Origin of the sequence: Variovorax sp. Varisp41, assembly GCF_047325085.1 — a bacterium.
In the GTDB taxonomy this organism is placed as follows: Bacteria; Pseudomonadota; Gammaproteobacteria; order Burkholderiales; family Burkholderiaceae_C; genus Variovorax.
Window position 1 is genome coordinate 3,884,828 of the sequence record NZ_CP168540.1, and the last position, 24,570, is coordinate 3,909,397.

Below are 24,570 nucleotides of genomic sequence, written 5' to 3' on the forward strand. Positions count from 1 at the left end.
GCCCGGCGCGGCGCTCATGCATCGATCCCCGGCAGGTCGATGACGATGCGCAGCCCGCCGAACGGCGAGGCCTGGGCCTGGATGCGGCCCTCGTGCGCCTCGACGATGTTGCGGCAGATCGCCAGGCCCAGCCCGCTACCGCCGCTGGCGCGGTTGCGCGATCCCTCGACGCGGTAGAAGCGCTCGAACAGCTTCTCGAGCTTGTCGAGCGGCACGCCGGGCGCGCTGTCCTCGACCACGATGCGCACGCCGCTCTCGTGACGATCGGCGCGCAGCTGCACCACGCCGCCGCGATCGGTGTAGCGCAGCGAGTTCTCGAGCAGGTTCGCGATCAGCTGCTGCAGCCGCCGCTCGTCGCCACTGATGGACAGCGGCGACGGCGCGACATGCACGCGCAGCTCGAGGCCCTCGGCCTCGAGCCGGCCCTGCATGCCGCCGACCGCCGTGCGCAACACCGTGGCGACGTCGATCGGCGTGCGCCGGTAGGTCATCGCGCCGATGTCGGTCAGCGAGAGGTCGTGCAGGTCGTCGACCAGCTTGCCCAGGCGGCCGACCTCGGCGTGCATTGCATCGACCGACTGCGCGGTGGTCGGACGGATACCGTCCTGGATCGCCTCGAGCTCGGCGCGCAGCACCGCCAGCGGCGTGCGCAGTTCGTGCGAGATGTCGGCCATGAAGGTGCGGCGCGCGCGCTCGGTGTGCTCCAGCGTCTGCGCCATGCGGTTGAAGTCCTTCGCGAGATGGCCGAGCTCGTCGTTCGAGCCGACCTCGATGCGCGAGGCGTAGTCGCCGGCCGCCAGCCGCTGCGTGGCGCCGGCCATGCCGCGCACCCGCCGCAGCAGCGCGCGCGACAGCACGAAGGTCAGCAGCGCCGCCACCGCGATCGAGCCCAGGCCGATCAGCGTCAGCGCCTTGAACTGCCGCTCGAGGAAGCGCGCGTCGTCCTTGGGCAGCACGTCCTCGAAGGGAACCATCGCCACCCAGCCGACGATGCGCCCGTCGACCGACACCGGCAGCCGGATCGAGTCCGGCCCGACCGAGGGATTGCCCACCACGCGGCGCAGTTGCGCATCGAGCAGGCCGATGCGCGCGAGGGCGCCGGTCTGGTCGGACGAGGCGAGCTGCGGCGCCGGATCCACGCCGGGCTCGCGCGCGATCGGCAGCACCAGCTCCATCCAGTTGCGGAAGTCCTGCCGCAGGAACTGCCAGTCGCCGTGCGCCGCATAGGCCGCGGCCACGCGCGGCACCATCTCCTGGACATGCGCACGGCCCTGCTGGTTGAGGTAGCCGAGGAAGCCGCGCGCGAACACGAAGCGCATGGCGCTGGCCTGAACCACCACCACGGCGGCGCAGGCCACCAGCACGAAGAAGAAGAGCTTGGTCCGGATGCCGATTCTCATGATGAGTGCCGATGATGCCGCGCGCGGCGGCGCCCGTGGCGGGTCCGGGACCATTGGCTGCGCCGCGGCCCGCAAAAGCAAGGAAGGCCATGCCGGCGGTACGATCTTCACAGTTGCTCCACATTGCGCTCGCAAGATCGGGGCTCACGGAACCCGACTCCCCGCCCGCCCCAGGCCCCCGTTTCAAGCAGCGCATCGCGGTGCGCGCGAAGCTTCGCGCGCGCCGCGAAGCGTCATCGCCTTCCTGTGCATTGGCATGCTCGCGGCCTGCGGCCTCTTGAAGCCCGACACCCCGCGCGCGCCCGTGCCGCCGCCCCCGACGGCGGCCGCCCCAGCCGCTCCAGCGGCGGCAGCCGCCGCGCTCCCTGCCGCCACGGCCGCGGCCTCCCATTGCAGCGTGGTCCTCTATGGCGACTCGATCCTGCACGGCGGCTATGGCGGCAACCTGCGGCTGGCCGAGCCGCCGGCGGCGGCCCTCAAGCGGCTGCGGCCGCGCTACACGGTCGACGACCGCAGCGCCAACGGCGAGACGGCCACCGCGCGCGCGGCGGGCTTCGCGAACGAGAAGCGCGCCGCGCGCTTCGTCGTCATCGCCCACGGCCTCAACGACGCGGCGCTCTCGCTGCCGGTGGAGGCGCCGTTGCGCAGCATGATCGCCACCGCGGTGCGCGAAGGCCGGGTCGTGATCGTCACGGGGCTGTCGCGCCAGCGCATCCCGGTGCCGGGCCGCGACCAGTACGACGCGGCCATCCGCAAGGTGGCGCTGGAGACCGGCGCGGGCTTCGCGGACTGGGGCGCGGAAGAATTCAGGACCGCCGAGATGGCCGACATCCTGCATCCGGCCGGCGCCTATTCGCAGCGGCTGTCGATGCGCATCGTGCAGACGCTCGACCGGCTGGCGCCCGACTGCCGGGTCTGAAGCAGCCATCGATCGGGCCGCATTCCCAATGAAAAAGGCCGGAAGCCCCTTGGAGCTTCCGGCCTTTTTGCCGTGTATCTGGTCCCGCCGCCAGGAATCGAACCTGGATCTCAGCCTTCGGAGGGCCGAATTCTATCCGTTGAAATACAGCGAGAAATGGGTTTCCGGTCGAACCGGAGCCTCGCATTATCGCCTATCAGGCGGCCGCCGTTTCGGCTTCGTGCGCGGCCGCGCCATTCGCCCCCGTCTGCCGCGCGAAACCGAGGCCCGCGAGATACACCCGGAAGGTGCGCCGGCCCGTGGGCACGAGGTCGAAGGCCGCGGGATCGAGCAGCCAGTTCTGGATCAGTCCGCTGATCAGCGCATGCAGCCCCTGCGCCGCCACGCTGCCGGGCACCGGCAGCCTGATGCGGGCGCGGCGCGCGGCCAGCCGCAGGGCCTTCTCGAAATCGCCCACGCAGGCATTGCGCGCATCGAGATGCCGCTGCTGCACCGAGGCCATGTCGTGGGTGTATTCGACCTTGTGGGTCGCCACGTCGAACACGCGGCGCACCTGCGGGTCGGTGGTCATGAGGGTCAGCGCATGCACCATGCCCTCCTCGATCTCGGCCAGCGGGTCGTCGTGGCCGACGGCCGCGGCCTTCGGCGGTGCCTCGAGCGGGAGGATGACCCGCTCCATCATCGCGTTGAAAAGATCGGCCTTGTCCTTGAAGTGCCAATAGATGGCGCCCCGCGTCGCCCCGGCCTGCTGCGCGATCTGCTGCAGCGTGGTCTGGGAGACCCCTTGCGCCTGAAACAGCAGTTCCGCGGCATCGAGCAGTCGATTCCGCGTCGCCAGTGCTTCTTCCTTCGTACGACGTGCCACCAAGTCTCCTGATTTGTAAAGGCAACGCCCTTTGCATATCGTGGGGCCATTGCGTGGATGTCACTATACATCCATGAATGTATGTAAACTGTCGCCCTTCCCGATGGCCCACCTGGCCGTGCTGGCTTTCCGGCGCGGCCGCAGAAATCGCCGTCTCCCGTCTTCGCTTCAAAGGAATCGCATGCCTCTCCTGCATGTTTCGCGCCCATCGTTTCTTTCGCCGCGCCTCGCGACCGTGGCTGCCGTCGTGTTGCTGGTCATCGCGGGTTGTTCGAAGAGCGATGCCCCCGCCGGTGCCGGCGCGGGCGGCGGTGGCGGCGCCCATCCCGCCCCCGAAGTGGGCGTGATCGTCGCGACCCCGACCGACGTCGGCCTGGTGACCGAACTGCCGGGCCGCCTCGAGGCTTCGCGCGTCGCCCAGGTGCGCGCCCGCGCCGCCGGCATCCTGCTCAAGCGCGAGTTCCGCGAAGGCAGCGACGTGAAGGCCGGCCAGCTGCTGTTCCGCATCGATCCGGCACCGCTGGTGGCCGCCACGCAGAACGCGCAGGCCGCGCTGGCCCGCTCCGAAGCCAATGCCGCGCAGGCCAAGGCACTGGCCGACCGCTACAAGCCGCTGGTCGAGGCCAATGCGGTGAGCAAGCAGGAATACGTCAACGCGGTGGCTTCGCAGAAGACCGCCGAGGCCGACGTGGCCGCCAGCCGCGCCGCGCTGCAGACCGCGAAGATCAACCAGGGCTACGCCGACGTGACCTCGCCGATCGCGGGCCGCATCGGCCGCGCGCTGGTCACCGAGGGCGCGCTGGTCGGCCAGGGCGATGCCACCGAGCTGGCCGTGGTGCAGCAGATCAATCCGCTGTACGTGAACTTCACGCAGTCGGCCTCCGACGTGCTGAAGCTGCGCCGCGCGGTCGCCGCGGGCCAGTACAAGCGCGCCGGCGGCGAGGACGCCGCCAGCATCCGGCTGGTGCTCGAGGACGGCACCGAGTACGGCCAGGACGGCAAGCTGCTGTTCTCCGACCTCACGGTCGACGCCACCACCGGCCAGGTCACGCTGCGTGCCGAGATCCCCAACCCCAAGGGCGAACTGCTGCCGGGCCTGTACGTGCGCGTGAAGCTCGAGCAGGCGCAGGCCAGCAACGCGATCACGGTGCCCCAGCAGGCGGTCACGCGCACCCAGCAGGGTGACCACCTCACGGTGGTGGGCGCCGACGGCAAGCTGAGCCAGCGCACGGTGAAGATCAGCGCCGCCAAGGACAACCAGTGGGTGGTGCTCGAAGGCCTGAAGGCCGGCGAACAGGTGATGGTCGACGGCTTCCAGCGCCTGCAGATGATGCCGCCGGGCACGCCCGTGAAGGCGGTCCCGTGGACGAAACCGAATCCCAACGGTGCGGCGCCCGCCGCCGCGCCGGCAGCCTCTGGCGCGGCACCCGCCCCCCAGAAGGCAGCCTCGGCTCCGGCCGAGAAGAAGTAATCAAGGAGCGCGCCCGCAATGGCCAAATTCTTCATCGATCGACCCATCTTCGCGTGGGTGATCGCGCTGTTCATCCTCGTGCTCGGCGGCGTGTCCATCACGCAGTTGCCGATCGCCCAGTACCCGCCGGTGGCGCCGCCCGCCATCGTGATCAACGTGGCCTATCCGGGCGCCTCGGCCCAGACGCTCGAGGACAGCGTGCTGTCCGTGATCGAGCGCGAAATGAACGGCTCGCCCGGCCTGATCTACATGGAATCGGTGGCGCAGGCCGACGGTACCGGTGCGATCACCATCAGCTTCGAGCCCGGCACCAATGAAGACCTCGCGCAGGTCGACGTGCAGAACCGGCTCTCGCGCGCCACGCCGCGGCTGCCCTCGGCGGTGACGCAGCAGGGCGTGCGCGTCGACAAGTCGCGCGACAACTTCCTGCTGTTCGCGATGCTCTCGTCGGACAACCCCGACGTCGACCCGGTGGCGCTCGGCGACTATGCCGCGCGCAACATCGTGCCGGAACTGCAGCGCATCGCCGGCGTGGGCCAGGTGCAGCTGTTCGGCTCCGAGAACGCGATGCGCATCTGGATCGATCCGGCCAAGCTGCAGGGCTTCAACCTGTCGCCGGCCGACGTCAACAACGCGATCCGCGCGCAGAACGCCCAGGTGTCCTCGGGCACGCTCGGCGACCTGCCGAACGTGCCGGGCCAGGCCATCGCCGCCACGGTGACGGTCAACGGCCAGCTCACCAGCGTCGAGCAGTTCCGCGAGATCGTGCTGCGCGCCAACACCGACGGCTCGACCGTGCGCCTGAAGGACGTGGCGCGCGTCGAGCTCGGCGGCCAGAGCTATGCCACCTCGGCGCGCCTGAACGGCGTGCCCGCGGTGGGCGTCGGCGTGCAGCCCACGCCGACCGGCAACGCGCTGAAGTCGGCCAAGGCCATCCGCGCGAAGATGGGCGAGCTCGAGCGCTACTTCCCCAAGGGCGTGAAATGGGACATCCCCTACGACAGCTCGCGCTTCGTGCAGATCTCGATCACCGAGGTGGTGAAGACCCTGTTCGAAGCCATCGCGCTGGTGTTCCTCGTGATGTTCCTGTTCCTGCAGAACTGGCGCTACACGATCATCCCGACCATCGTGGTGCCGATCGCGCTGCTCGGTACCTTCGCCACCCTGCTCGCTCTAGGCTTCTCGATCAACGTGCTGACCATGTTCGGCATGGTGCTGGTGATCGGCATCGTGGTGGACGATGCGATCGTGGTGGTGGAGAACGTCGAGCGCATCATGAGCGAGGAAGGGCTCTCGCCGCTGGAGGCCACGCGCAAGGCGATGCAGCAGATCTCGGGCGCCATCATCGGCGTGACCGTGGTGCTGATCTCGGTGTTCGTGCCGCTGGCTTTCTTCGCGGGTTCGACCGGCAACATCTACCGCCAGTTCTCGGCGGTGATGGTGGCCTCGATCGGCTTCTCGGCCTTCATGGCGCTGTCGCTCACGCCGGCGCTGTGCGCCACGCTGCTCAAGCCGGTGGAAGCCGGCCACCACCACGAGAAGCGCGGCTTCTTCGGCTGGTTCAACCGCGGCTTCTCGCGCACCGCCAAGGGCTATGAAGGCATCGTCGCGCGCATCCTGCGCCGCGCCGCGCGCTACCTGATCATCTACGCGGCGATCATCGGCGCGGTGGTGTACTTCTACACCCATCTGCCGAGCTCGTTCCTGCCGCAGGAAGACCAGGGCAACATCATCGTGAACGTGCAGCTGCCCCCGGGCGCGACGCAGGAACGTTCGCTGTCGGTGATGCAGCAGGTCGAGGGCTTCATCATGAAGCAGCCCGAAGTGCAGAGCATCGTGAGCGTGATGGGCTTCAGCTTCTCGGGCCAGGGACAGAACGCGGGCCTCGCCTTCGTGACGCTCAAGGACTGGGACGAGCGCAAGGACCCGGGCAACTCGGCCAGCGCGCTCGCCGGCCGTGCCTTCGGCGCGCTCTCGGGCATCCGCGACGCCTTCATCTATCCGCTGAGCCCGCCGCCGATTCCCGAACTGGGCAACGCCAGCGGCTTCAGCTTCCGGCTGCAGGACCGCGCGGGCGCGGGCCACGAGGCACTGGTCAACGCACGCAACCAGCTGCTGGGCATGGCCTCGCAGAGCAAGATCCTGTCGCAGGTCCGTCCCGACGGCCTGGAAGACGCACCGCAGTTGCAGATCGACATCGACCGCGACAAGGCCAACGCCCTGGGCGTGACCTTCGACGCGATCAATGGCGCGCTGTCGACCGCGCTGGGTTCGAGCTACATCAACGACTTCCCGAACCGCGGCCGCCTGCAGCGCGTGGTGGTGCAGGCCGATGCGCCGGCGCGGATGCAGCCGGAGGACATGCTCAAGCTCAATGCCACCAACACGCAGGGCCAGCCGGTGCCGCTGGGCGCGTTCGCGACCACCAAGTGGGTCAACGGCGCGACGCAGACGGTGCGCTACAACGGCTATCCCGCGATGCGCATCAGCGGCGACGCGGCGGCCGGCTACAGCACCGGTGCCGCGATGGCCGAGATGGAAAAGCTCGCCGCGCAGCTGCCGCAAGGCTTCGGCTTCGAGTGGACCGGCCAGTCGCGCGAGGAAAAACTCGCCGGCTCGCAGGCCATGATCCTCTACGGCTTCGCGATCCTGGCGGTGTTCCTCTGCCTGGCCGCGCTGTACGAGAGCTGGTCGATCCCGCTGTCGGTGATCCTGGTGGTGCCGCTCGGCGTGATCGGCGTGCTGCTCGCGACGCTGCTGCGTTCGTACTCGAACGACGTGTACTTCCAGGTGGGCCTGATCACGATCATCGGCCTGTCGGCGAAGAACGCGATCCTGATCATCGAGTTCGCCAAGGACCTGCAGGCGCAGGGCCGCGGCGTGATCGAGTCGGCGCTCGAGGCCGCGCACCTGCGGTTCCGGCCGATCATCATGACCTCGCTGGCCTTCGGCCTCGGCGTGGTGCCGCTGTTCACGGCCTCGGGTGCCGGCTCGGCGAGCCAGCGCGCGATCGGCACCGGCGTGCTCGGCGGCATGGTGACGGGCACCCTGCTCGCGGTGATCTTCGTGCCGGTCTTCTTCGTGGTGGTGCGCACGCTGTTCAAGGGCAGCGAGCGCCAGCGCGAAGCCAACAAGCGGCATGCGCAAGCCGCCGGCATCACGGAGGAAAAACATGAACCTCAATAACAAACTGATTCCCACCGCGCTGGCGGCCGCGCTGCTGCTGGCCGGCTGCTCGCTGATCCCGACCTACGAGCGCCCCGCGGCGCCGGTGCCCACCACCTACCCGGGCGATCCGGCGCAGCCGGCCGGGCCGGCCGCCTCGTCGATCCCGTGGCAGGACTTCTTCACCGATCCGCGCCTCGCGGGCCTGATCCAGACCGCGCTGGCCAACAACCGCGACCTGCGCGTCTCGGTGCTCAACATCGAGCAGGCGCGCGCGCAGTTCCAGATCCAGCGCGCGGACCTGTTCCCCGCGCTGGGCCTGTCGGGCAACGGCTCGCGCTCGAGCCCCAACCCGTACCAGGCGATCGACAGCAGCCAGGGCAGCGTGACGTCGCAGTACTCGGTCAACCTCGGCATCACCGCCTGGGAGATCGACTTCTTCGGCCGCATCCGCGCGCTGAAGGACCAGGCGCTGGCGCAGTACCTCGCGACCGACGAAACGCGCAAGGCCGCGCAGATCAGCCTGATCGCCGCGGTCGCCAACGGCTGGCTCACGGTGCTGGCCGACGACGAACTGCTCGAGATCACGCGCCAGACCTTGAGCACGCGCGAGGAATCGGTGCGGCTGACCAAGCTGCGCTTCGACAACGGCGTGTCGTCCGAGCTCGACTTCCAGGCCGCCAACTCGCTGGCCGAGACCGCGCGCGCCGCCTATGCGCAGCAGCTGCGCACGCGCCAGCAGGACGAGAACGCGCTCGCGCTGCTGCTGGGCGCGCCGGTGCCGGCCAGCGCCTTCGCGGGCGCCAAGGGCCTGGGCGGCATCCGCCCGATCCCCGACGTGCCCGCGGGCCTGCCCTCCGACCTGCTGGCCGAGCGGCCCGACATCCGCGCGGCCGAGCAGCAGCTGATCGGCGCCAACGCCAACATCGGCGCGGCGCGCGCGAACTTCTTCCCGCGCGTCTCGCTGACCACCTCGATCGGCACCGCGAGCAGCGAGTTCTCGAACCTGTTCGACCGCGGCACCAAGGCCTGGAGCTTCGCGCCCACGGTCACGCTGCCGATCTTCGACGCGGGCCGCAACATCGCGGGTCTCGACTCGGCCAAGGCCGGGCGCGAGATCGCGGTGGCGCAGTACGAGAAGTCGATCCAGACGGCGTTCCGCGAAGTGGCCGACGCGCTCGCGGGCCGCGCCACCTTCGGCGAGCAGGCACGCGCGCAGCGCGCGCAGGCCGATGCCGAGGCGGTGCGCTTCAAGCTCTCGGACCTGCGCTACCGCAACGGCGTGGCCAGCGCGCTCGACCTGCTCGACGCACAGCGCTCGCTGTTCACGGCGCAGCAGTCGGCCGTGACCACGCAGCTGCAACTGCTGCAGAACCAGGTCACGCTGTACAAGACGCTGGGCGGCGGCTGGGCCTCGCGCGATGCGGCCGCGGCCGGCACCGCGACCAGCGGCGCGAGCGGTGGCGCGGCCCCCGCGGCCACGACCGGCGCGGCCTCGACGCCGCCCGCCGTCGTCATCCGCCGCAAGGGCTGAACCCGCTTCGAAGGTTGTTTGCGCGCAAATCCGCGCACGCTCATGCGACCGGCCCTTCGCCTTGCGGCTATGGGCCTCTCTATAATCGTCGGTTGATTCGAAAAACGCCCCCCGACGAGCCCCCGATTTTGAGGACGCCATGAGCGCAGACCCGCATTACCAGGCCACCGAAGAAGCCCACACCGGTCCGATCAAGAATCCCAAGCAACTGCTGCTGGCGGTCTTTTTCTCCTTCCTCGCACCCATCTTCATCATCGTGGGCCTCGTGGCCTACGTGGTGTCCGGCAACAAGCCGGCCGGTACCGCCGAGGGCGACAACATGGCGCTCTACGGCGTCACCAAGGAGGCGCGCGACCGCGAGGTGGCCGATCGCCTGAAGAAGATCGGCGCGATCGAGATCCGCGATGCCAACCGCCCGCTGGCGGCCGGCGAAGCGGTGTTCAAGGCCCAGTGCGTGACCTGCCACGGCGCGCCCGGCATTCCCGGCGCACCGCACCTGAACGACGCGGCCGCCTGGGGCCCGCGCATCGGCCAGGGCTACGCCACGCTGCTCGAGCATGCGCTCAAGGGCAAGGGCGCGATGCCTGCCCAGGGTGGCGGCGACTTCGAAGACCTTGAGATCGGCCGTGCCGTGGTCTACATGGCCAATGCCGGCGGCGCCAAGTTCCCGGTGCCCGACCGTCCGGCGGCGGCAGCCCCGGCCGATGGCGCTTCGGCGGCCGCGGCACCCGCGGCTTCGGGCGCGGCCCCCGCGGCGTCTGGCGCGGCGCCTGCCGCTCCGGCGGCCAGCGCCAGCAAATAGTTCTTCGCAGAGGATCGCGGCCCGCGCGCCGCGTCCGCCCAGCAAAAAGCCGGCTTCGCGCCGGCTTTTTTGCGTTCGCTTGCTACGCTTTAGATAGCAATTCAGGCTTGCGTGGCATGGCGTTCGGCCGGGCTCAGCACATGCCCGAAGCGCGCCGGCAGCTCCGCCGCCGTTACCGTCTCGGGCGTCCACAGCCCCTGCTCGATCGCATCGGCCGCGAGACCCACGTCCTGGGTGTGGACCAGTCCCAGCCCGAGATCAGCCGACAGATAGAGATGCCCGTGCTCGTCGAGCAGGCAGCCCGTGACCTCGACGGCCTGCCCCGTGTGCGCCGTCACCGCGAAGCCGGTCTCGGCGATGCGCCAGACCAGCGGCGCCGCCTCCAGCTCCACGTAGACGCGCTGCGGCCCGTTCTGGAAGAACCACTGGCCCTCGTCGTCGTGCTCGTAGTTGCGGTGGATGAAGTCGATCAGCTTGTCGTGCCGCAGCATCGAGCCCTTGGCGGCCGGAAACGGCCCCTGGGCCTGGGTGCGGTCGTCGCGCATGTACCAGTTGCCGCGCGCGTCGAGGCCGAGCCAGCCGTAGCAGTGCGGAACGTGGGGCCACTTGGCCAGGGCCTGTCTGACGATGTCGTCCATGGCCTCATTGTCCCCGCGGCACGGCACGCACCGCGTCGGCCGGCACGCCGGCCTGGCGGCAGAGCCAGCGCCCGACCTGCTCGGGCATGCCGCGCACATGGCCCGGCGGCCGCCCCATCGGAAAGCCCACGTGGCCGCCGTGCGCGGGCTGCCACAGCGTGACGTGGCGGCCGACCTCGCCGGGCCGCGGCAGGCTGGCCGCGGGGATGAAGGGGTCGTTGCGTGCATTCACCGCCAGCGCCGGCACGCGGATCGCGCCCAGGTGCGGCTTGGCCGAGCCGCGCCGCCAGTAGTCGTCCGCGTCGACGAAGCCGTGCAGCGGCGCGGTGAAGACGTCGTCGAAGGTCCGCAGGTCGCGCGCGGCCGCGAGCCGGGCGCCATCGAACAGCCCCGGGAACTGCGCCAGCTTGGCCAGCGCCTTGGGCTTCATGGTCGCGAGGAACATGCGGGTGTAGACCAGCCGGTTGAAGCCGCGGCCGATGGCGTCGCCGCCGGCCGCGAGATCGAGCGGCGAACACACCGAGGCCACCGCGCTCACCACCCGCGAGGCGCTGTCGCCGGCCTCGCCGGCCCAGCGCATCAGCGCGTTGCCGCCGAGCGAGACGCCGGCCGCGAGCACCGGCGCGCCGTCCTTGCGGCTCGCGCGCATGCGCGCCAGGATCCAGCCGATCTCCTCGAAGTCGCCCGAGTGGTAGGCGCGCGGCGCGAGGTTCATCTCGCCGCTGCAGCCGCGGAAATGCGGCACCGCGAAGTCCATGCCGCGCGCGGCGGCGAAGTCGGCGAAGGCCTCGGCATAGTGGCTGCGCGAGGAGCCTTCGAGGCCATGGAACAGCACCAGCAGGGGCCGGCCGCCGGACTCGCCCCGCGAACCAGGCGCATCGGCGAAGTCCACGTCGACGAAGTCGTCGTCGGGCGCGGTCCAGCGCTCGCGCCGGTAGACCGGCGCCGCGCCCTCGAAGCGGCGCGCATAGAGCGCGCCCCAGATCGTCTGCAGGTTGCCGCCCGGCAGCCAGCGTGGCGCCAGGTAGTCCATCGCGGACGGCGTCGGCGCGTCGGGCGTGCCGGAGGGAAAGGAAGAAGGAAGGAACGCGGACATCGAACGAAGGAGGAAGACGCCGGCGCTCAGTGCAGCATCTGCGGCAGCTCGTTCGCGTCGTCGGGCTCGCGCGCGCTGCCCGGGCTCGCATGGTGCGCCACCATGCGCCAGCCCTGCGCGGTCTTGTGATAGACGTTGGTCGCCAGCACGAAGGCATGGCGCGGTCCCTCGACCGTGAGCACCTCGATGCGCTCGAGCACGTTGTGGACCGCGCTCGCGATCGAATCGATCTTGCGCACGTGCGCGGGCGTGGCGTGGATCGCGCCGTTGCCGAACATCTGCTCGAACGCCGAGCGGATCGCCGCCGTGCCCACCAGCCGCGGACCGCCCGGATGGACGCAGAACACCTCGTCCTCATCGGCCCAGCAGGCCATCAGCGCGTCGATGTCGCCGCGCTGCAGCGCCTCGTAGAAGGCGGCCTCGATGTCGTCGGCGGTGCCGCCGATGGCCGCGGCGGTGCGGAGTGGGGACTTGGGCATGGGCGTGATTCTGCCGCGCCCAACGTGACGCGCCCACTGCAGGCGCTTTCGCCCGGCCGCGGCGCCGGTTTCAGGCAGCGTCCGGCGCCTCGGCCGGCGCGCCGAGCCACTCGCGCGCCACCGCCTGCATCGCCCCGGGCTGCGCCGCGCGCCACACCACCTCGGGCGCCGCGATGTGCACGCCGGGCGGCGCGATGCGCAGCGCGAGGTCGACCAGCTCGGCCAGCTTCGAGGGCCGCACCGGCTGCTCGCTGCTGGGCACCATGTAGCTCAGCGTTCCCAGCATCCAGGCCGCCAGCCGCTCGGGGCGGCTCGCGCGCTGCGCCGCGGCCGGCTTGCGCGCCGAGCGCAGGATCAGCAGGCGCTCGAAGCCGCAGGCCACCACGGCCTGCTCGTCGAGGTTCGCGAGGCCGCGCTTGAGCGCCTCGGGCAGGCGGCCCTGGTCGTGCGGCTGCACGATGACGAGCGTCTGCACGCCGCAGCCGCGCAGCCAGCGCGCGAGCGCCGGCAGCTGCTCGGGGTCGGGCAGCCACAGCGCGCGCTCGCGGCCGTGGTACAGGCGCGGCGCGTCGAAGGCCACGATCGCGGCCTGGGCCGAGGTCGGCGGCCACTGCTCGATGGGCAGCGGCGGGCACAGGCAGGACTCGACGCCGGGCAGCCCGTCGTGCATGGGCTCGCTCACCAGCACGCGCACATGCGCGTGGCGGTGGCTGCCCGCGAGCCGGTGCAGCAGCTCCTGCCCGAGCGCGCCGGTGGCGCCGGCAATGAGCAGCGTGCCGAAGGCAGCGGAGGCGTTGGGGATGGGCGCCGCCGGGCGGTTCGCGCCACGCAGGGCTTGGAGCGGATCGAGGGACATAGCAGCACCTATGCTAACTTCGGCCCCATTCTGTGGAGGTAATGCAAATGATGATGAAGCGCTGGCTCCTGATCCTCGCGGCGGTCCTGTCCCTCAGCGGATGCGGCTACAACCAGTTCCAGTCGCTCGACGAGGCCAGCAAGTCGGCCTGGAGCGAGGTGCTCAACCAGTACCAGCGGCGCGCCGACCTCGTGCCCAACATCGTCGCCACCGTGAAGGGCGAAGCCGCCTTCGAGCAGGACACGCTGACCAAGGTGATCGAGGCGCGCGCCAAGGCGACCTCGATCCAGGTCACGCCCGAGACGCTCAACAACCCCGAGGCCTTCAACAAGTTCCAGCAGGCGCAGGGCGAGCTCTCCTCGGCGCTGTCGCGGCTGATGGTGGTGTCGGAGCGCTACCCCGACCTCAAGGCCAACCAGGCGTTCCGCGACCTGCGCGTGACGCTCGAGGGCACCGAGAACCGCATCACCGTGGCGCGCAACCGCTACATCGAGAGCGTGCAGGAGTACAACGTGCTCGCGCGCAGCTTCCCGACCAACCTCACGGCCAAGGTCTTCGGCTACGCGCCCAAGCCCAACTTCTCGGTGCAGAACGAAGCCCAGATCTCGGTGCCGCCGACGGTCGACTTCGGCGCGCCGAAGAAGTAAGGCAAAGCTGCGCCGATGGCCGCAGCCCTGATCCGCCGCCTGCTGGCCGCGCTGCTCGCCGTGGCGCTCGGCTGGGCAGCGCTGCCGGCCTTCGCGCAGGCACCGCTGCCGGTGCCCGCGCTCACGGCGCGCGTGATCGACCAGACCGGCACGCTCGACGCCGCGCAACGCGCCGGCCTCGAGACCAAGCTCGCGGCCTTCGAGCAGCGCAAGGGCTCTCAGATCGCGGTGCTGATGGTGCCGACCACGCAGCCCGAGGACATCGAGAGCTACACCCAGCGCGTGGGCGATGCCTGGAAGATCGGCCGCAAGGGCGTGGGCGACGGCCTGCTCGTGATCGTCGCCAAGGACGACCGCCGGATGCGCATCGCCCCCGCCAAAGCGCTCGAGGGCGCGGTGCCCGACCTCGCGGCGGCGCGCATCGTCGACGAGGAGATGAAGCCGCGCTTTCGCAACGGCGACTTCGCGGGCGGCATCAACGCGGCGGTCGACCGGCTGATCGGCCTGGTCGACGGCGAGCCGCTGCCCGAGCCCGCGCGCGACGGCGGCGATCGCGGCAGCCAGGGCTTCGACTGGGAGAACCTCGCGATCTTCCTGTTCGTCGGCGTCTTCATCGGCGCGCCGATCGTGCGCGCGATCCTCGGCAAGACCCTGGGCTCGGTGGTCATGGGCGGCGGCATCGGCGTGGTCGCGTTCTTCCTCACCACCAGCCTCGTGATCGCGGTGCTCGCGGGCATGGTCGCGCTCGTGGTCTCGCTGGCCTCGGGCCTCGCGCGCTTCGGCGGTGGCGGCTGGAGCAGCGGGGGTGGCGGCGGTGGCTGGAGCGGCGGCGGAGGTGGCGGCTGGGGCGGTGGCGGCCGCAGTGGAGGCGGAGGCGGCGGCTTCAGCTCGGGCGGCGGCGGCAATTTCGGCGGCGGCGGCGCCTCGGGAGACTGGTGAGCATGGCAACCCTTTTCTCCAAGCTTGGCCGCATGTGGCGCCATCGCTGGATCGACGAGGCCGCGGTGCGCCGCGTGCTGCCGGCCGACGCGCTCGCGCGGCTGGCCGCGCGCGTGGGCGCGAGCGAGCGGCGCCACAGCGGCGAGATCCGCATCTGCATCGAGGCCGGCCTGCCGATGTCCTACCTGCGCCGCGAGGCGCCTGCACGGCAGCGCGCGGTCACGCTGTTCGGCAAGCTGCGCGTGTGGGACACCGAGCACAACAACGGCGTGCTGATCTACCTGCTCTTGGCCGAGCACGCGATCGAGATCGTGGCCGACCGCGGCATCGATGCACGGGTGAGCGACGACGACTGGCGCGCGATGGCGCTGCGCATGGGCGCGGCCTTTCGCGAAGGCCGCTTCGAGGACGGGCTCACGCAGGCGCTCGAGGAGATGTCGGCGCTGCTGGTCGAGCACTTCCCGCTGCGCGACGACGAACCCGACCGCAACGAGCTGCCCGACGAACCCGTTGTGCTCTGAACCGGTTCGTCAATCGACCGCGGGCAACGCCCACACGGTCGATCCACCCACCGCATAGAAGCGCCGACCCGGCGCCGACTCCATGGTCCAGCCACCCGTGAACTCGCCGAAGGCGGGCAGCACGGCCTGACCTTGTCCTTGTCCTTCCTCGTGCACGAAGCACGGCAGCCGCACGCTGTCGCGCCCCGGCCCATGCAGCCGGCGCGCCGGATGCAGATGGCCCGCGAGCGCGAAGTGCGTGGGATGCGCCTGCGGATGGTGGCAGCAGGCGAAGGGGCCGAGCAGCCAGGGCTCGTCGACCACCTCGATGCGAAGCGCGGGCGGCGGATCGCCCGCGCGGCTGTCGTGGTTGCCGCGCACCAGCGTCATCGCGAGCGCCGCATGCTGCTCGCGCCATTCCCGCACCACGGGCAGCACCGTGCGCGCGGGCGCCGCATGCAGGAAGTCGCCGAGGAACACCAGGCGCTCGGGCGCATGGCGCGCGATCAGCACATCGAGCCGCGCGAGGTTCTCGAGCGTGGTGCCGCCCGGCACCGGCAGGCCCAGCGCGCGGAAGGTGGCGGCCTTGCCCAGGTGCAGGTCGGCGACGAACAGCGCCCGCCCGGCCGGCCACCAGAGCGCGCGCTCGGGCAGCAGCTGCACCATTTCGCCCGCCCATTGGAGCGACAGCGGCATGGAGGTGGAAGAAGACGGAAGGGAACGCATCGCCGGCCAGTGTCGCAAAAGCACCGTGCGGCCGCGTCCGACTTGCAATTCGCTCGCCCCGCCCCTAGCTTTGCCGGATGACCGAATCGCCCACGCTGCACATCGTCTGCCCGCACTGCCACACCACCAACCGGGTGCGCGAGGCCCAACTGGCCAGCGCGCCCGACTGCGGCAACTGCCACAAGCCGCTGTTCGGCGCCCACTCGGCCGCGCTGCCCGACGTGGCGAGCTTCGACCGCCACATCGCGCGCAACGAGATCCCGGTGCTGGTCGACTTCTGGGCCCCGTGGTGCGGCCCGTGCCGCCAGATGGCACCGGCCTACGAGCAGGCCGCGGCGCAGCTCGAGCCGCGCGTGCGCGTCGCCAAGGTCGACACCGAGGCCGTGCCCGCGCTGGCCGCGCGCTTCAACATCCGCAGCATTCCGACCCTGGCGCTGTTCAAGGGCGGCCGCGAGGTCGCGCGGCAGGCCGGCGCGATGGGCGCGGCCGACATCGTGCGCTGGGCCAGGGCCCACGGCGCCGGCTGAAGCGTCAAGGCCGCCGCCGGCGTTCGCGCCGCGGCGCCGGCGGTCGGGCGGCGCCCTCCTGCCCGAAGGCCAGCGAGCCGCGCACCCGCTCCGCGCCGCCCGCGGTCACGACACCGCCGGCCGCCTTCTCGAGCTGCTCGACCATGCGCGCGATGCGGTCGGCCACGTTCTCGTTCGACAGCTTCTCGCGGAACAGCTCGACCATCAGCGGAAACGAGAACGGCGTCGGCCGCTCGAGCGCGCGCAGCACCAGCTGCTGCGTTCCCATGCGCGCGAGGCTGGCGGCGAGGCGGCCGATCTCGAGCTCCTGCGACAGCAGCTCGCGCTCGGCCTGCGCGAGCAGCGCGTTGTCGGGGTCGTACTTGCGGAACACCTCCCAGAACAGCGAGGACGAGGCCTGCAGTTGCCGGCTGCTGCGCTTCTCGCCCGGATAGCCCTGGAAGATCAGCCCCGACACGCGCGCGATCTCGCGAAAGCGCCGCTGCGCGAGCTCTCCCGCGTTGAGCGAGGCCAGCACCTCGTGCAGCAGCGCCTCGTGCGCCTGTGCCGCGTCGCCCGCCGGCATGCCGAGCACCTCGGGCAGCCGCGCGGGCCAGTCGACCTCGCTCGCGCTCAGCAGCTCGAAGCCGTAGTCGTTGACCGCGATCGAGAAGGTGCGCGCCTCGTGCTGCGCCACGCGCCAGGCCAGCAGGCTCGCGAGCCCCAGGTGCACATGGCGGCCCGCGAAGGGATAGAGGAACAGGTGCCAGCCCTCGCGCGTCTTCAGCGTCTCGGCCAGCAGCGTTCGCGGCGTGGGCAATGCCGACCACTGCTGCTGCAGCTCGAGCAGCGGCCGCACGCAGCGCAGCTCGGGCGACTCCCACCGGCCCTGGTCGGCCAGCGCGAGCTGCTGCACCACCGCGTCGGCCAGCGTGTTCGACAGCGGCATGCGCCCGCCATTCCAGCGCGGCACCGCGGGCCGCTGGCCGCTGGCGCGCCGCACCCAGGCCGTCATGTCGTGGATGCGCACCAGCTCGAGCAACCGGCCGCCGAACAGGAAGCAGTCGCCGGGCTTCATGCGCGCGACGAAGCCCTCCTCCACGCTGCCGATCTTCGCGCCGCCGAGGTACTGCACCGCCATGCTCGCGTCGCTCACGATGGTGCCGATGTTCATGCGGTGGCGCCGCGCGAGCCGCGCATCGGGCACGCGCCACACGCCTTGCGCATCGGGCACCACGCGCCTGTAGTCGGGATAGGCCGCGAGCGAGGCGCCGCCTTGCGCGACGAAGTCCAGGCACCAGGCCCAGTGCGCGCGCGTGAGGCCGGCATAGGCGGCCGTGCCGCGCACCTCCTCGTAGAGATCGTCGGGCACGAAGCCGCCGCCGAGCGCCACGGTCACGAGGTGCTGCACCAGCACGTCGAGCGGCTGGTCGGGCGAATGGCGCGCCTCGATGTGGCCCTCGGCGATCGCGGCGCGCGCCGCCGCGCCCTCGACCATCTCGATGCTGTGCGTGGGCACCAGCGTGATGCGCGAGGGCCGGCCCGGCGCATGGCCCGAGCGGCCCGCGCGCTGCAGCAGCCGCGCCACGCCCTTGGGCGAGCCGATCTGCAACACGCGCTCCACCGGCAGGAAGTCGACGCCGAGGTCCAGGCTCGAGGTGCAGACCACGGCCTTGAGCTCGCCGCTCTTGAGGCCCAGCTCGACCCACTCGCGCACCTCGCGGTCGAGCGAGCCGTGGTGCAGCGCGATGGTGCCGGCCCATTCGGGCCGCGCCTCGAGCATCGCCTGGTACCAGATCTCCGACTGCGAGCGCGTGTTGGTGAAGACCAGCGTGGTGCTGCTGGCCGCGATCTCCTCGAGCACCTGCGGCAGCATCGTGAGGCCCAGGTGGCCGCCCCAGGGAAAGCGCTCGGCGCGGCCCGGCAGCAGCGAATCAATGACCAGCTTCTTCGGCACCTGGCCCTGCACCAGCACGCCGTCGCCGTGGCCCAGCAGCGCATGCATCGCCTCGTGCAGGTTGCCGAGCGTGGCCGACATGCCCCAGACCGCGAGCCCCGCGTTCCAGCGACGAAGCCGCGCGAGCGCGAGCTGCACCTGCACGCCGCGCTTGTTGCCGAGCAGCTCGTGCCACTCGTCGACCACCACCATCTTCACGGTGCCCAGCACCTCGCCGGCATCGGCGCGCGCGAGCAGCAGCGACAGGCTCTCGGGCGTGGTGACCAGCACCGTGGGCAGGCGCGTGTTCTGCGCGCTGCGCTCGGCCGAGGAGGTGTCGCCGCTGCGCGCGCCCGCGCTCCAGGGCTGCACGCCGGCACCGAGCGCCTCCAGCGGCTGCTGGAGCGCGCGCAGGGTGTCGGCCGCGAGCGCGCGCATCGGCGTGAGCCACAGCACGGTGAGCGGCGGCGCCGGTGCCGGCCGCGCGCCTTCCTTGCGCGGCCGCGCGGCCTGCGCATGGGCCAGCAGCGCGCCGAGCCACACGGCATAGGTCTTGCCCGCGCCGGTGGTCGCATGCAGCAGGCCCGAGCGGCCCTGCGCCACGGCCTTCCAGACCTCGCGCTGGAACTTGAAGGGCTTCCAGCCGCGCGCGGCGAACCAGGCGTCGAGCGCCGCCTTGACCGCCTGGTTCATGACGGCAGCAGCGCGGCCAGCGTCTGCAGGGTGTCGGCCTCTTGGACCGGCTTGTCCTCGCGCCAGCGCAGCATGCGCGGAAAGCGCACCGCGATGCCGCTCTTGTGGCGCGCGCTGCGCGCGATGCCCTCGAAGCCGAGTTCGAACACCAGCGTGGGCTTGACGCTCTTCACCGGCCCGAAGCTCTCGATGGTGGTCTTGCGGATGACCGCGTCGACGCGCGCCATCTCGGCATCGGTGAGGCCCGAGTAGGCCTTGGCGAAGGGCACGAGCTTGCGCTCGGCCTGTTCGGGCGGACCGTCCCACACGGCGAAGGTGTAGTCGCTGTAGAGGCTGGCGCGGCGGCCATGGCCGCGTTGCGCATAGACCAGCACCGCGTCGATGCTCAGCGGATCGATCTTCCACTTCCACCACACGCCCACGTCCTTGGTGCGGCCCACGCCGTACTGCGCGCTGCGGCGCTTGAGCATCATCCCTTCGACGCCCATGCTGCGCGCCGCCTCGCGCTGGCGCGCGAGATCGGCCCAGTCGGCGCCCTCGAGCATCGGGCTCGGCAGCAGCAGCGGATGCGCGAGGCCCGCGACCAGCTCGTCGAGCAGCACGCGGCGCTCGGCCTGCGGCAGCGCGCGCAGGTCGCGGCCCTCCCACTCGAGCAGGTCGTAGGCCAGCAGCACCACCGGGATCTCGCGCAGCAGCTTCGCGCCCAGCGTCTTGCGGCCGATGCGCTTCTGCAGCTCGGCGAAAGGCTGCACCCGGCCGTCGCGCCACACGGCGATCTCGCCGTCGACCACCGTGCCGTCGGGCAGCGCCTCGCCGAGCGCCGCGAGCTCGGGGAAGCGCTCGGTCACCAATTCCTCGCCGCGCGACCACAGCCACGCCACGCCCGCGCGCTTCACGAGCTGCGCGCGGATGCCGTCCCACTTCCACTCGACGATCCAGTCCGAAGGCGGCCCCAGCGCCGCATCGAACTGCTCGAGCGGCAGGTTGAACGGATGCGCGAGGAAGAAGGGATAGGGCTGCCCGCTGGTCTTCTGGACCTGCTCGGCGTCCGATTCGGGCGCGATCAGCGTGCCGTAGTCGCCGGCCCGCGGCCGCGCGCCGATGTGGGTGTAGCCCATGAGCCGCTGCGCGACGCGCTTGGCATCGATGCCGCCCACGGCCGCGAGCGCCTGCGTGACCTGCAGCTTCGACACGCCGACGCGGAAGGCGCCGGTGATGAGCTTGAAGTAGACCAGCCGCTCCTCGGCCGCGAGCCGGCGCCATTGCGCGCGCAGCCTGTCGGCCAGTTCCTCGGGCGCCGCCTTCGCGGCCTCGCGCAGCGGCAGCAGGTGCTGCTCGACCCAGGCCGCGAGCCCGAGCTCGTGCGTTTCGCTCGGCGGCGGCAGCAGCAGCGCGATGGTCTCCGCGAGGTCGCCGACGGCCTCGTAGCTCTCGTCGAACAGCCACTCGGGCAGGCCCGCGGCCTCCTGCGCGAGCAGGCGCAGCAGCTTGGTCGGGACCAGCTGGCGCGGCTTGCCGCCCGCGAGGAAGTAGACGGCCCAGGCGGCATCGGCCGGGTCGGCCGCGCGCAGATAGCGCTGCAGCGCGGCCTGCTTGGCGAGGCTCGAGGTGCTGGCATCGAGCTCGCGGTAGAGCGCGGCGAAGTCCTTCATGCCGGCGCCGCCTCCCCGGCGGGCGGCGGCGCTTCCTGGTCGTCCTCGTCGCCGTACTCGGTCTTGAAGCCCTGCGCGTCGAGCCCGTTCTCCGACAGCCAGCGCACCATCACCTGCACGCTGCCATGGGTGACGAACACGCGCTCGGCGCCCGTGCCCGCGATCGCCTGCTGCAGCCCGGGCCAGTCCGCATGGTCCGACATCACGAAGCCGCGATCGACGCCGCGCCGGCGCCGCGTGCCGCGCAACTGCATCCAGCCACTCGCGAAGGCATCGGCATAGGTGCCGAAGCGTTTCATCCACGGCGTGCCCTGCGCCGAGGGCGGCGCCAGCACCAGCGCGCGCTTCAGCAGCGCCGCGTCGACGCCGGGATCGGTGACGCGCAAGGTGGCCGGCAGCGCCACGCCGGCGGCGCGGTAGACGGCATTGAGCGGCTCGACCGCGCCGTGCACGACGATCGGACCGATCGAGGCGTCGACGCCGTGCAGGATGCGCTGCGCCTTGCCGAAGGCATAGCAGAACAGCACCGAGGCGCGGCCGGCCTCGGCATTGGCGCGCCACCAGGCGTCGATCTCCGCGATGAGCTGCGCCTGCGAGGGCCAGCGATAGATCGGCAGGCCGAAGGTGGACTCGGTGATGAAGGTGTCGCAGGGCACCGGCTCGAAGGGCGCGCAGGTGCCGTCGGGTTCGGTCTTGTAGTCGCCCGAGGCCACCCAGACGCGGCCGCCGTGTTCGAGCCGCACCTGCGCCGAGCCCAGCACATGGCCGGCCGGATGCAGCGACACGCGCACGCCGCGGTGCTCGATCGCCGCGCCGTAGGGCAGCGTCTGCAGCGGGATGTCGGCGCCCAGGCGCGCGCGCAAGGTGCCGGCGCTGTCGGTGTGGGCGAGGTAGTGGCCGTGGCCGGTGCGCGCATGGTCGGAGTGCGCGTGCGTGATGACGGCGCGCGCGACCGGCCGCCAGGGGTCGATGTAGAAATCGCCCGGCGGGCAGTACAGGCCCTCGGGGCGCGCGACGACGAGATCTTCTTCCTGCGCGGGCATGGCATGCCATCGTAGGCGCTCGCGGCCCGCGACGCCTCGGCCCGGATGCCGCGAGGCGCCGTGGGCCGGCGCCTACCCGGCGCGCCTGTCCCGGGTGCTCAGGGTTGCTTGCCGCGGCGCGCGGCCGTCATCTCGAGCACGTTCATCTTCATGCCGTTGGCCATCACCATGTCGCCGGGCTTCTGGCCGGCCTTGCAGGGGCCGACCCACTTCGCCTCGACGACGGCCATGCCTTCGCTGCGGCCCATCAGCGGCGGGCTGTAGCTCGACTTGCTCTCCACGCGGTAGGCGGAGCCGAAGTCGCCGCTCATCACGGCGCGCGAGGTGGCGGTGGTGCTGCCGATCTTGCAGACCGAGTCGATCACCAGCTTGCCGCCCTCGGCGCGCAGGTCCTGCTTCGAGCACAGGCTGCGGCCCATGCCCTGGCCCATCTCGCGCAGGGCCTTGTCGGTGGCCGCGTCGATGCACTGCTGCATGGTGTGGCTGCCCTCCTTCGCGCCGCTGCCGTCGTCGCTGCGCATCTCCCACAGGCCGGGCTTGCGCGCCGGATAGTCGATCGCCACCGCGGGCCCGGCGAGCACGGTGCAGGGCAGCACCGCGGCGCAGGCGGCGAGGAAGGCCAGGACGAGGGGAAGGGTCTTCATGGGGCGGCTCCGGGCGCGGCGTGTCGAAGGCTCGACGATGCCCCGGTTTGTACAGGGCGCCCCCGCGGCGCGGAATACCGCGATCGGTCTACGCCGCGCGGCCGGCCCCGGCGATGCCGCTCGTGCCGCTCGCCGCCGCGCGCACGCGCGTGGCCAGCCCGAACACCACGCCCAGCACGAAGCCGCCGCCCACGTCGATCAGCACGTGCTGGCGCACCGCCATGGTCGAGTAGACGATGCCCGCGGCCCACGCGAGGTTGAGGCCGCGCAGCCAGGCGGGCGCGCCCACGCTGCGCAGCTGGCGCGCGAGCACCACGCAGGCGAACACCGAGAACGAGACATGCAGCGAGGGAAAGGCATTGCCCGCCGAGTCCTTGGTCTTGAGGAAGTGCAGCGTGGTGCCGGGACTGGTGTCGATCGTGAAGTTGGGAATCGCCGTCGGCAGGCACCAGAACACGACGAGCGCGATGGTCGTCATCAGCGCGCAGGCCAGCGAGAACGCCGTGAGCTCGCGCCGGTCGCGCGAGAACAGCACCGGCAGCGCGATGTAGAGCCATAGCGACAGGTACACCGGCAGCAGCGCGGGCCAGAAGGCGACGAGCCGGTCGATCGGCGTGAGCGGCAGCACCCAGGCCTCGCCCGAATGCCGCATGACCCAGAAGTACAGCGGGAAGAAGCCGATGGTGGCGAGGGTGTTGCCGATCAGCTTGAGCGGCCACAGCGCGAGCGCGCGGCGGCCCAGGGCGCGTGCCCAGGAGGTCGGCGTGGCGACGGGCTTGGAGTCGGGAAAGGAGGTCATGGGCGCCGGAGGCGATGCGCGCGGGCCCCGCGGGTGCGGGGCCGCGGCATCACCAGGGCGTCCACTTTAAATCGCTTCGCGCCGAGGCCACCGTGCGTTCGATGAAGCGCACGCCGCGCGCCCCATCCTCCACGCGCGGATAGTCGGCGTCCAGCGGATCGGCGCGCCGGCCTTCGAGGCGCGCGCGGATGTCGGCGGCGACGCCCGCGTAGACGTTGGCGAAGGCCTCGATGAAGCCCTCGGGATGGCCCGCGGGCAGGCGGCTCGCGCGGCGCGCCGATTCGTGCAGCCAGGGGGCGCCGCGCGTGAGCACGCGCAGCGGCCCGTCGTGCGGCAGGTGCAGCAGCCGGCTCGGCTGTTCCTGGTGCCACTCGAGCGTGCCCAGGGTGCCCGCGATGCGCACGCGCAGGTCGTTCTCGAGGCCGGTGCTGATCTGCGAGGCGATGAGCACGCCGCGCGCGCCGCCCTGGTAGCGCAGCAACAGGCTGCCGTCGTCGTCGAGCTGGCGGCCGGCCACGTGCGCCGTGAGGTCGGCGCACAGGCTCTCGATCTCGAGGCCGGTCAGCGTGGCGACGAGGTTCTCCGCATGCGAGCCGATGTCGCCGATGGCGCCGGCCGCGCCGCTGCGCGCGGGGTCGGTGCGCCAGTCGGCCTGCTTGTTGCCGGTGCCCTCGAGCTGGCTCGCGAGCCAGCCCTGGTTGTATTCCACGACCACCTTGCGCAGCGTGCCGAGCTCGCCCGCGCGGATCATCGCGCGCGCCTGCCGCACCATGGGGTAGCCGGTGTAGTTGTAGGTGACGCCGAAGACCGTGCCCTGTGCCGCCACGCTGGCGACCAGTGCATCGGCCTGCTCGCGCGTGTGGACCAGCGGCTTGTCGCACACCACGTGGAAGCCGGCCTCGACGAAGGCCCGCGCCACCGGGTAGTGCACGTGGTTGGGCGTGACGATCGAGACGAAGTCGATGCGCTCGCCGGCGGGCCGCTTCAGTTCATCGGCCAGCAGGGCCTGCCAGTCGCCATGGTTGCGCGCGTCGGCCAGGCCGAGGTCGGCGCCCGAGGCGCGCGCCTTGGCGGGATCGGAGGACAGCGCGCCGGCCACGAGTTCGATCTGGCCGTCGAGCGCGATCGCCTTGCGGTGCACGCCGCCGATGAAGGCATCGCGGCCGCCGCCGACCATGGCGTAGCGCAGCTTGCGATGGGGGGTGTCGGTCATCCAACTCCTTGAGGTTCCAGAGACGGGGTTCCCCCTCCTCGCGGGGA

The 24,570-nt window shown here is 71.4% G+C and carries 22 protein-coding genes and 1 tRNA gene; 9 read left to right on the forward strand and 14 right to left on the reverse strand.

Going from position 1 to position 24,570, the window contains the following annotated elements; translation table 11 throughout:
• Positions 1 to 14: 14 nt before the first annotated feature.
• Positions 15 to 1,400: a sensor histidine kinase efflux regulator BaeS gene (gene baeS, locus ACEN9J_RS17855; RefSeq protein WP_057597900.1), complete on the reverse strand. Its 1,386-nt coding sequence runs from the start codon at positions 1,398 to 1,400 to the stop codon at positions 15 to 17.
• Positions 1,401 to 1,656: 256 nt separating this feature from the next.
• Here baeS and ACEN9J_RS17860 point away from each other — a divergent pair, with 256 nt between their 5' ends.
• A complete protein-coding gene (locus tag ACEN9J_RS17860; RefSeq protein ID WP_413761680.1) occupies positions 1,657 to 2,319 on the forward strand; it encodes an SGNH/GDSL hydrolase family protein in 663 nt (220 codons plus the stop codon).
• Positions 2,320 to 2,398: 79 nt separating this feature from the next.
• Here the strand turns inward: ACEN9J_RS17860 and ACEN9J_RS17865 are convergent.
• Both ACEN9J_RS17865 and ACEN9J_RS17870 read right to left on the reverse strand, forming a co-directional pair.
• Positions 2,399 to 2,473: transfer RNA gene (locus ACEN9J_RS17865), tRNA-Arg, on the reverse strand.
• Positions 2,474 to 2,515: 42 nt separating this feature from the next.
• Positions 2,516 to 3,187, reverse strand: coding sequence for a TetR family transcriptional regulator (locus tag ACEN9J_RS17870; RefSeq protein WP_057593954.1), 672 nt, complete (start codon positions 3,185 to 3,187; stop codon positions 2,516 to 2,518).
• A gap of 178 nt (positions 3,188 to 3,365) precedes the next feature.
• Between ACEN9J_RS17870 and ACEN9J_RS17875 the strand changes: the two genes are divergently transcribed.
• The 4 genes from ACEN9J_RS17875 to ACEN9J_RS17890 all read left to right on the forward strand — a co-directional run bounded on the left by ACEN9J_RS17875 (position 3,366) and on the right by ACEN9J_RS17890 (position 10,156).
• Complete coding sequence (locus ACEN9J_RS17875; RefSeq protein WP_057593955.1) at positions 3,366 to 4,655, forward strand: efflux RND transporter periplasmic adaptor subunit; 1,290 nt, start codon at positions 3,366 to 3,368, stop codon at positions 4,653 to 4,655.
• Between the two features lie 18 nt (positions 4,656 to 4,673).
• Entirely contained in the window at positions 4,674 to 7,841 is a 3,168-nt protein-coding gene (locus tag ACEN9J_RS17880) for an efflux RND transporter permease subunit (protein WP_057593956.1), read from the forward strand.
• Complete coding sequence (locus ACEN9J_RS17885; protein ID WP_296739136.1) at positions 7,828 to 9,354, forward strand: efflux transporter outer membrane subunit; 1,527 nt, start codon at positions 7,828 to 7,830, stop codon at positions 9,352 to 9,354. The genes ACEN9J_RS17880 and ACEN9J_RS17885 overlap by 14 nt, the downstream gene beginning before the upstream one ends.
• 139 nt (positions 9,355 to 9,493) lie before the next feature.
• Complete coding sequence (locus tag ACEN9J_RS17890) at positions 9,494 to 10,156, forward strand: c-type cytochrome (protein WP_057593957.1); 663 nt, start codon at positions 9,494 to 9,496, stop codon at positions 10,154 to 10,156.
• Between the two features lie 101 nt (positions 10,157 to 10,257).
• On the opposite strand, the gene ACEN9J_RS17895 is transcribed toward ACEN9J_RS17890, so the two are convergent.
• From ACEN9J_RS17895 to ACEN9J_RS17910, 4 genes are all read right to left on the reverse strand, one after another.
• On the reverse strand, positions 10,258 to 10,794 hold the full coding sequence (locus ACEN9J_RS17895; protein ID WP_057593958.1) for a DUF2946 family protein: 537 nt from the start codon (positions 10,792 to 10,794) through the stop codon (positions 10,258 to 10,260).
• A gap of 4 nt (positions 10,795 to 10,798) precedes the next feature.
• A complete protein-coding gene (locus ACEN9J_RS17900) occupies positions 10,799 to 11,890 on the reverse strand; it encodes a YheT family hydrolase (protein WP_413761681.1) in 1,092 nt (363 codons plus the stop codon).
• Between the two features lie 26 nt (positions 11,891 to 11,916).
• Positions 11,917 to 12,369, reverse strand: a complete 453-nt coding sequence (locus tag ACEN9J_RS17905; protein WP_057593960.1) for a YybH family protein — start codon at positions 12,367 to 12,369, stop codon at positions 11,917 to 11,919.
• A gap of 70 nt (positions 12,370 to 12,439) precedes the next feature.
• A complete protein-coding gene (locus ACEN9J_RS17910; protein WP_413761682.1) occupies positions 12,440 to 13,225 on the reverse strand; it encodes a hypothetical protein in 786 nt (261 codons plus the stop codon).
• Between the two features lie 47 nt (positions 13,226 to 13,272).
• Here ACEN9J_RS17910 and ACEN9J_RS17915 point away from each other — a divergent pair, with 47 nt between their 5' ends.
• Genes ACEN9J_RS17915 through ACEN9J_RS17925 form a run of 3 tightly spaced genes read left to right on the forward strand, consistent with a single transcriptional unit; the run spans position 13,273 to position 15,332 of the window.
• Positions 13,273 to 13,872, forward strand: coding sequence for a LemA family protein (locus ACEN9J_RS17915; RefSeq protein WP_395349219.1), 600 nt, complete (start codon positions 13,273 to 13,275; stop codon positions 13,870 to 13,872).
• Positions 13,873 to 13,887: 15 nt separating this feature from the next.
• Positions 13,888 to 14,811, forward strand: coding sequence for a TPM domain-containing protein (locus ACEN9J_RS17920; RefSeq protein ID WP_413761683.1), 924 nt, complete (start codon positions 13,888 to 13,890; stop codon positions 14,809 to 14,811).
• A gap of 2 nt (positions 14,812 to 14,813) precedes the next feature.
• On the forward strand, positions 14,814 to 15,332 hold the full coding sequence (locus ACEN9J_RS17925; RefSeq protein WP_261215502.1) for a TPM domain-containing protein: 519 nt from the start codon (positions 14,814 to 14,816) through the stop codon (positions 15,330 to 15,332).
• A 9-nt stretch (positions 15,333 to 15,341) separates the two neighbouring features.
• On the opposite strand, the gene pdeM is transcribed toward ACEN9J_RS17925, so the two are convergent.
• Complete coding sequence (pdeM, locus tag ACEN9J_RS17930; protein ID WP_413761684.1) at positions 15,342 to 16,037, reverse strand: ligase-associated DNA damage response endonuclease PdeM; 696 nt, start codon at positions 16,035 to 16,037, stop codon at positions 15,342 to 15,344.
• Positions 16,038 to 16,114: 77 nt separating this feature from the next.
• On the opposite strand from pdeM, the gene trxC reads away from it, so the two are divergent.
• Positions 16,115 to 16,564: a thioredoxin TrxC gene (gene trxC, locus ACEN9J_RS17935; RefSeq protein ID WP_057593964.1), complete on the forward strand. Its 450-nt coding sequence runs from the start codon at positions 16,115 to 16,117 to the stop codon at positions 16,562 to 16,564.
• A gap of 4 nt (positions 16,565 to 16,568) precedes the next feature.
• Here the strand turns inward: trxC and ACEN9J_RS17940 are convergent, their stop codons facing one another.
• The 6 genes from ACEN9J_RS17940 to ACEN9J_RS17965 all read right to left on the reverse strand — a co-directional run bounded on the left by ACEN9J_RS17940 (position 16,569) and on the right by ACEN9J_RS17965 (position 24,523).
• Positions 16,569 to 19,172: a ligase-associated DNA damage response DEXH box helicase gene (locus ACEN9J_RS17940; protein WP_413761685.1), complete on the reverse strand. Its 2,604-nt coding sequence runs from the start codon at positions 19,170 to 19,172 to the stop codon at positions 16,569 to 16,571.
• Positions 19,169 to 20,824 carry an ATP-dependent DNA ligase gene (locus ACEN9J_RS17945; RefSeq protein ID WP_057593966.1) on the reverse strand — a complete coding sequence of 552 codons (1,656 nt, stop codon included), beginning with the start codon at positions 20,822 to 20,824 and terminating at the stop codon, positions 19,169 to 19,171. Before ACEN9J_RS17945 ends, ACEN9J_RS17940 begins: the two co-directional genes overlap by 4 nt.
• Positions 20,821 to 21,867, reverse strand: a complete 1,047-nt coding sequence (locus ACEN9J_RS17950; RefSeq protein WP_413761686.1) for a ligase-associated DNA damage response exonuclease — start codon at positions 21,865 to 21,867, stop codon at positions 20,821 to 20,823. Before ACEN9J_RS17950 ends, ACEN9J_RS17945 begins: the two co-directional genes overlap by 4 nt.
• Positions 21,868 to 21,965: 98 nt before the next feature.
• A complete protein-coding gene (locus ACEN9J_RS17955) occupies positions 21,966 to 22,511 on the reverse strand; it encodes a DUF3617 domain-containing protein (RefSeq protein WP_413761687.1) in 546 nt (181 codons plus the stop codon).
• Between the two features lie 88 nt (positions 22,512 to 22,599).
• Entirely contained in the window at positions 22,600 to 23,310 is a 711-nt protein-coding gene (locus ACEN9J_RS17960; protein ID WP_413761688.1) for a phosphatase PAP2 family protein, read from the reverse strand.
• A 49-nt stretch (positions 23,311 to 23,359) separates the two neighbouring features.
• Positions 23,360 to 24,523, reverse strand: a complete 1,164-nt coding sequence (locus ACEN9J_RS17965) for a Gfo/Idh/MocA family protein (RefSeq protein WP_057593970.1) — start codon at positions 24,521 to 24,523, stop codon at positions 23,360 to 23,362.
• Positions 24,524 to 24,570: the final 47 nt, after the last annotated feature.

Coding starts and splice junctions, on each gene's coding strand:
- ACEN9J_RS17905 (WP_057593960.1), bottom strand. CDS start 12,369: ATGCCCAAGTCCCCACTCCGCACCGCCGCGGCCATCGGCGGCACCGCC.
- ACEN9J_RS17955 (WP_413761687.1), bottom strand. CDS start 22,511: ATGAAGACCCTTCCCCTCGTCCTGGCCTTCCTCGCCGCCTGCGCCGCG.
- ACEN9J_RS17880 (WP_057593956.1), top strand. CDS start 4,674: ATGGCCAAATTCTTCATCGATCGACCCATCTTCGCGTGGGTGATCGCG.
- ACEN9J_RS17950 (WP_413761686.1), bottom strand. CDS start 21,867: ATGCCCGCGCAGGAAGAAGATCTCGTCGTCGCGCGCCCCGAGGGCCTG.
- ACEN9J_RS17875 (WP_057593955.1), top strand. CDS start 3,366: ATGCCTCTCCTGCATGTTTCGCGCCCATCGTTTCTTTCGCCGCGCCTC.
- pdeM (WP_413761684.1), bottom strand. CDS start 16,037: ATGCGTTCCCTTCCGTCTTCTTCCACCTCCATGCCGCTGTCGCTCCAA.
- ACEN9J_RS17920 (WP_413761683.1), top strand. CDS start 13,888: ATGGCCGCAGCCCTGATCCGCCGCCTGCTGGCCGCGCTGCTCGCCGTG.
- ACEN9J_RS17885 (WP_296739136.1), top strand. CDS start 7,828: ATGAACCTCAATAACAAACTGATTCCCACCGCGCTGGCGGCCGCGCTG.
- ACEN9J_RS17965 (WP_057593970.1), bottom strand. CDS start 24,523: ATGACCGACACCCCCCATCGCAAGCTGCGCTACGCCATGGTCGGCGGC.
- ACEN9J_RS17895 (WP_057593958.1), bottom strand. CDS start 10,794: ATGGACGACATCGTCAGACAGGCCCTGGCCAAGTGGCCCCACGTTCCG.
- ACEN9J_RS17900 (WP_413761681.1), bottom strand. CDS start 11,890: ATGTCCGCGTTCCTTCCTTCTTCCTTTCCCTCCGGCACGCCCGACGCG.
- baeS (WP_057597900.1), bottom strand. CDS start 1,400: ATGAGAATCGGCATCCGGACCAAGCTCTTCTTCTTCGTGCTGGTGGCC.
- ACEN9J_RS17890 (WP_057593957.1), top strand. CDS start 9,494: ATGAGCGCAGACCCGCATTACCAGGCCACCGAAGAAGCCCACACCGGT.
- ACEN9J_RS17860 (WP_413761680.1), top strand. CDS start 1,657: ATGCTCGCGGCCTGCGGCCTCTTGAAGCCCGACACCCCGCGCGCGCCC.
- trxC (WP_057593964.1), top strand. CDS start 16,115: ATGACCGAATCGCCCACGCTGCACATCGTCTGCCCGCACTGCCACACC.
- ACEN9J_RS17910 (WP_413761682.1), bottom strand. CDS start 13,225: ATGTCCCTCGATCCGCTCCAAGCCCTGCGTGGCGCGAACCGCCCGGCG.
- ACEN9J_RS17915 (WP_395349219.1), top strand. CDS start 13,273: ATGATGATGAAGCGCTGGCTCCTGATCCTCGCGGCGGTCCTGTCCCTC.
- ACEN9J_RS17945 (WP_057593966.1), bottom strand. CDS start 20,824: ATGAAGGACTTCGCCGCGCTCTACCGCGAGCTCGATGCCAGCACCTCG.
- ACEN9J_RS17940 (WP_413761685.1), bottom strand. CDS start 19,172: ATGAACCAGGCGGTCAAGGCGGCGCTCGACGCCTGGTTCGCCGCGCGC.
- ACEN9J_RS17960 (WP_413761688.1), bottom strand. CDS start 23,310: ATGACCTCCTTTCCCGACTCCAAGCCCGTCGCCACGCCGACCTCCTGG.
- ACEN9J_RS17925 (WP_261215502.1), top strand. CDS start 14,814: ATGGCAACCCTTTTCTCCAAGCTTGGCCGCATGTGGCGCCATCGCTGG.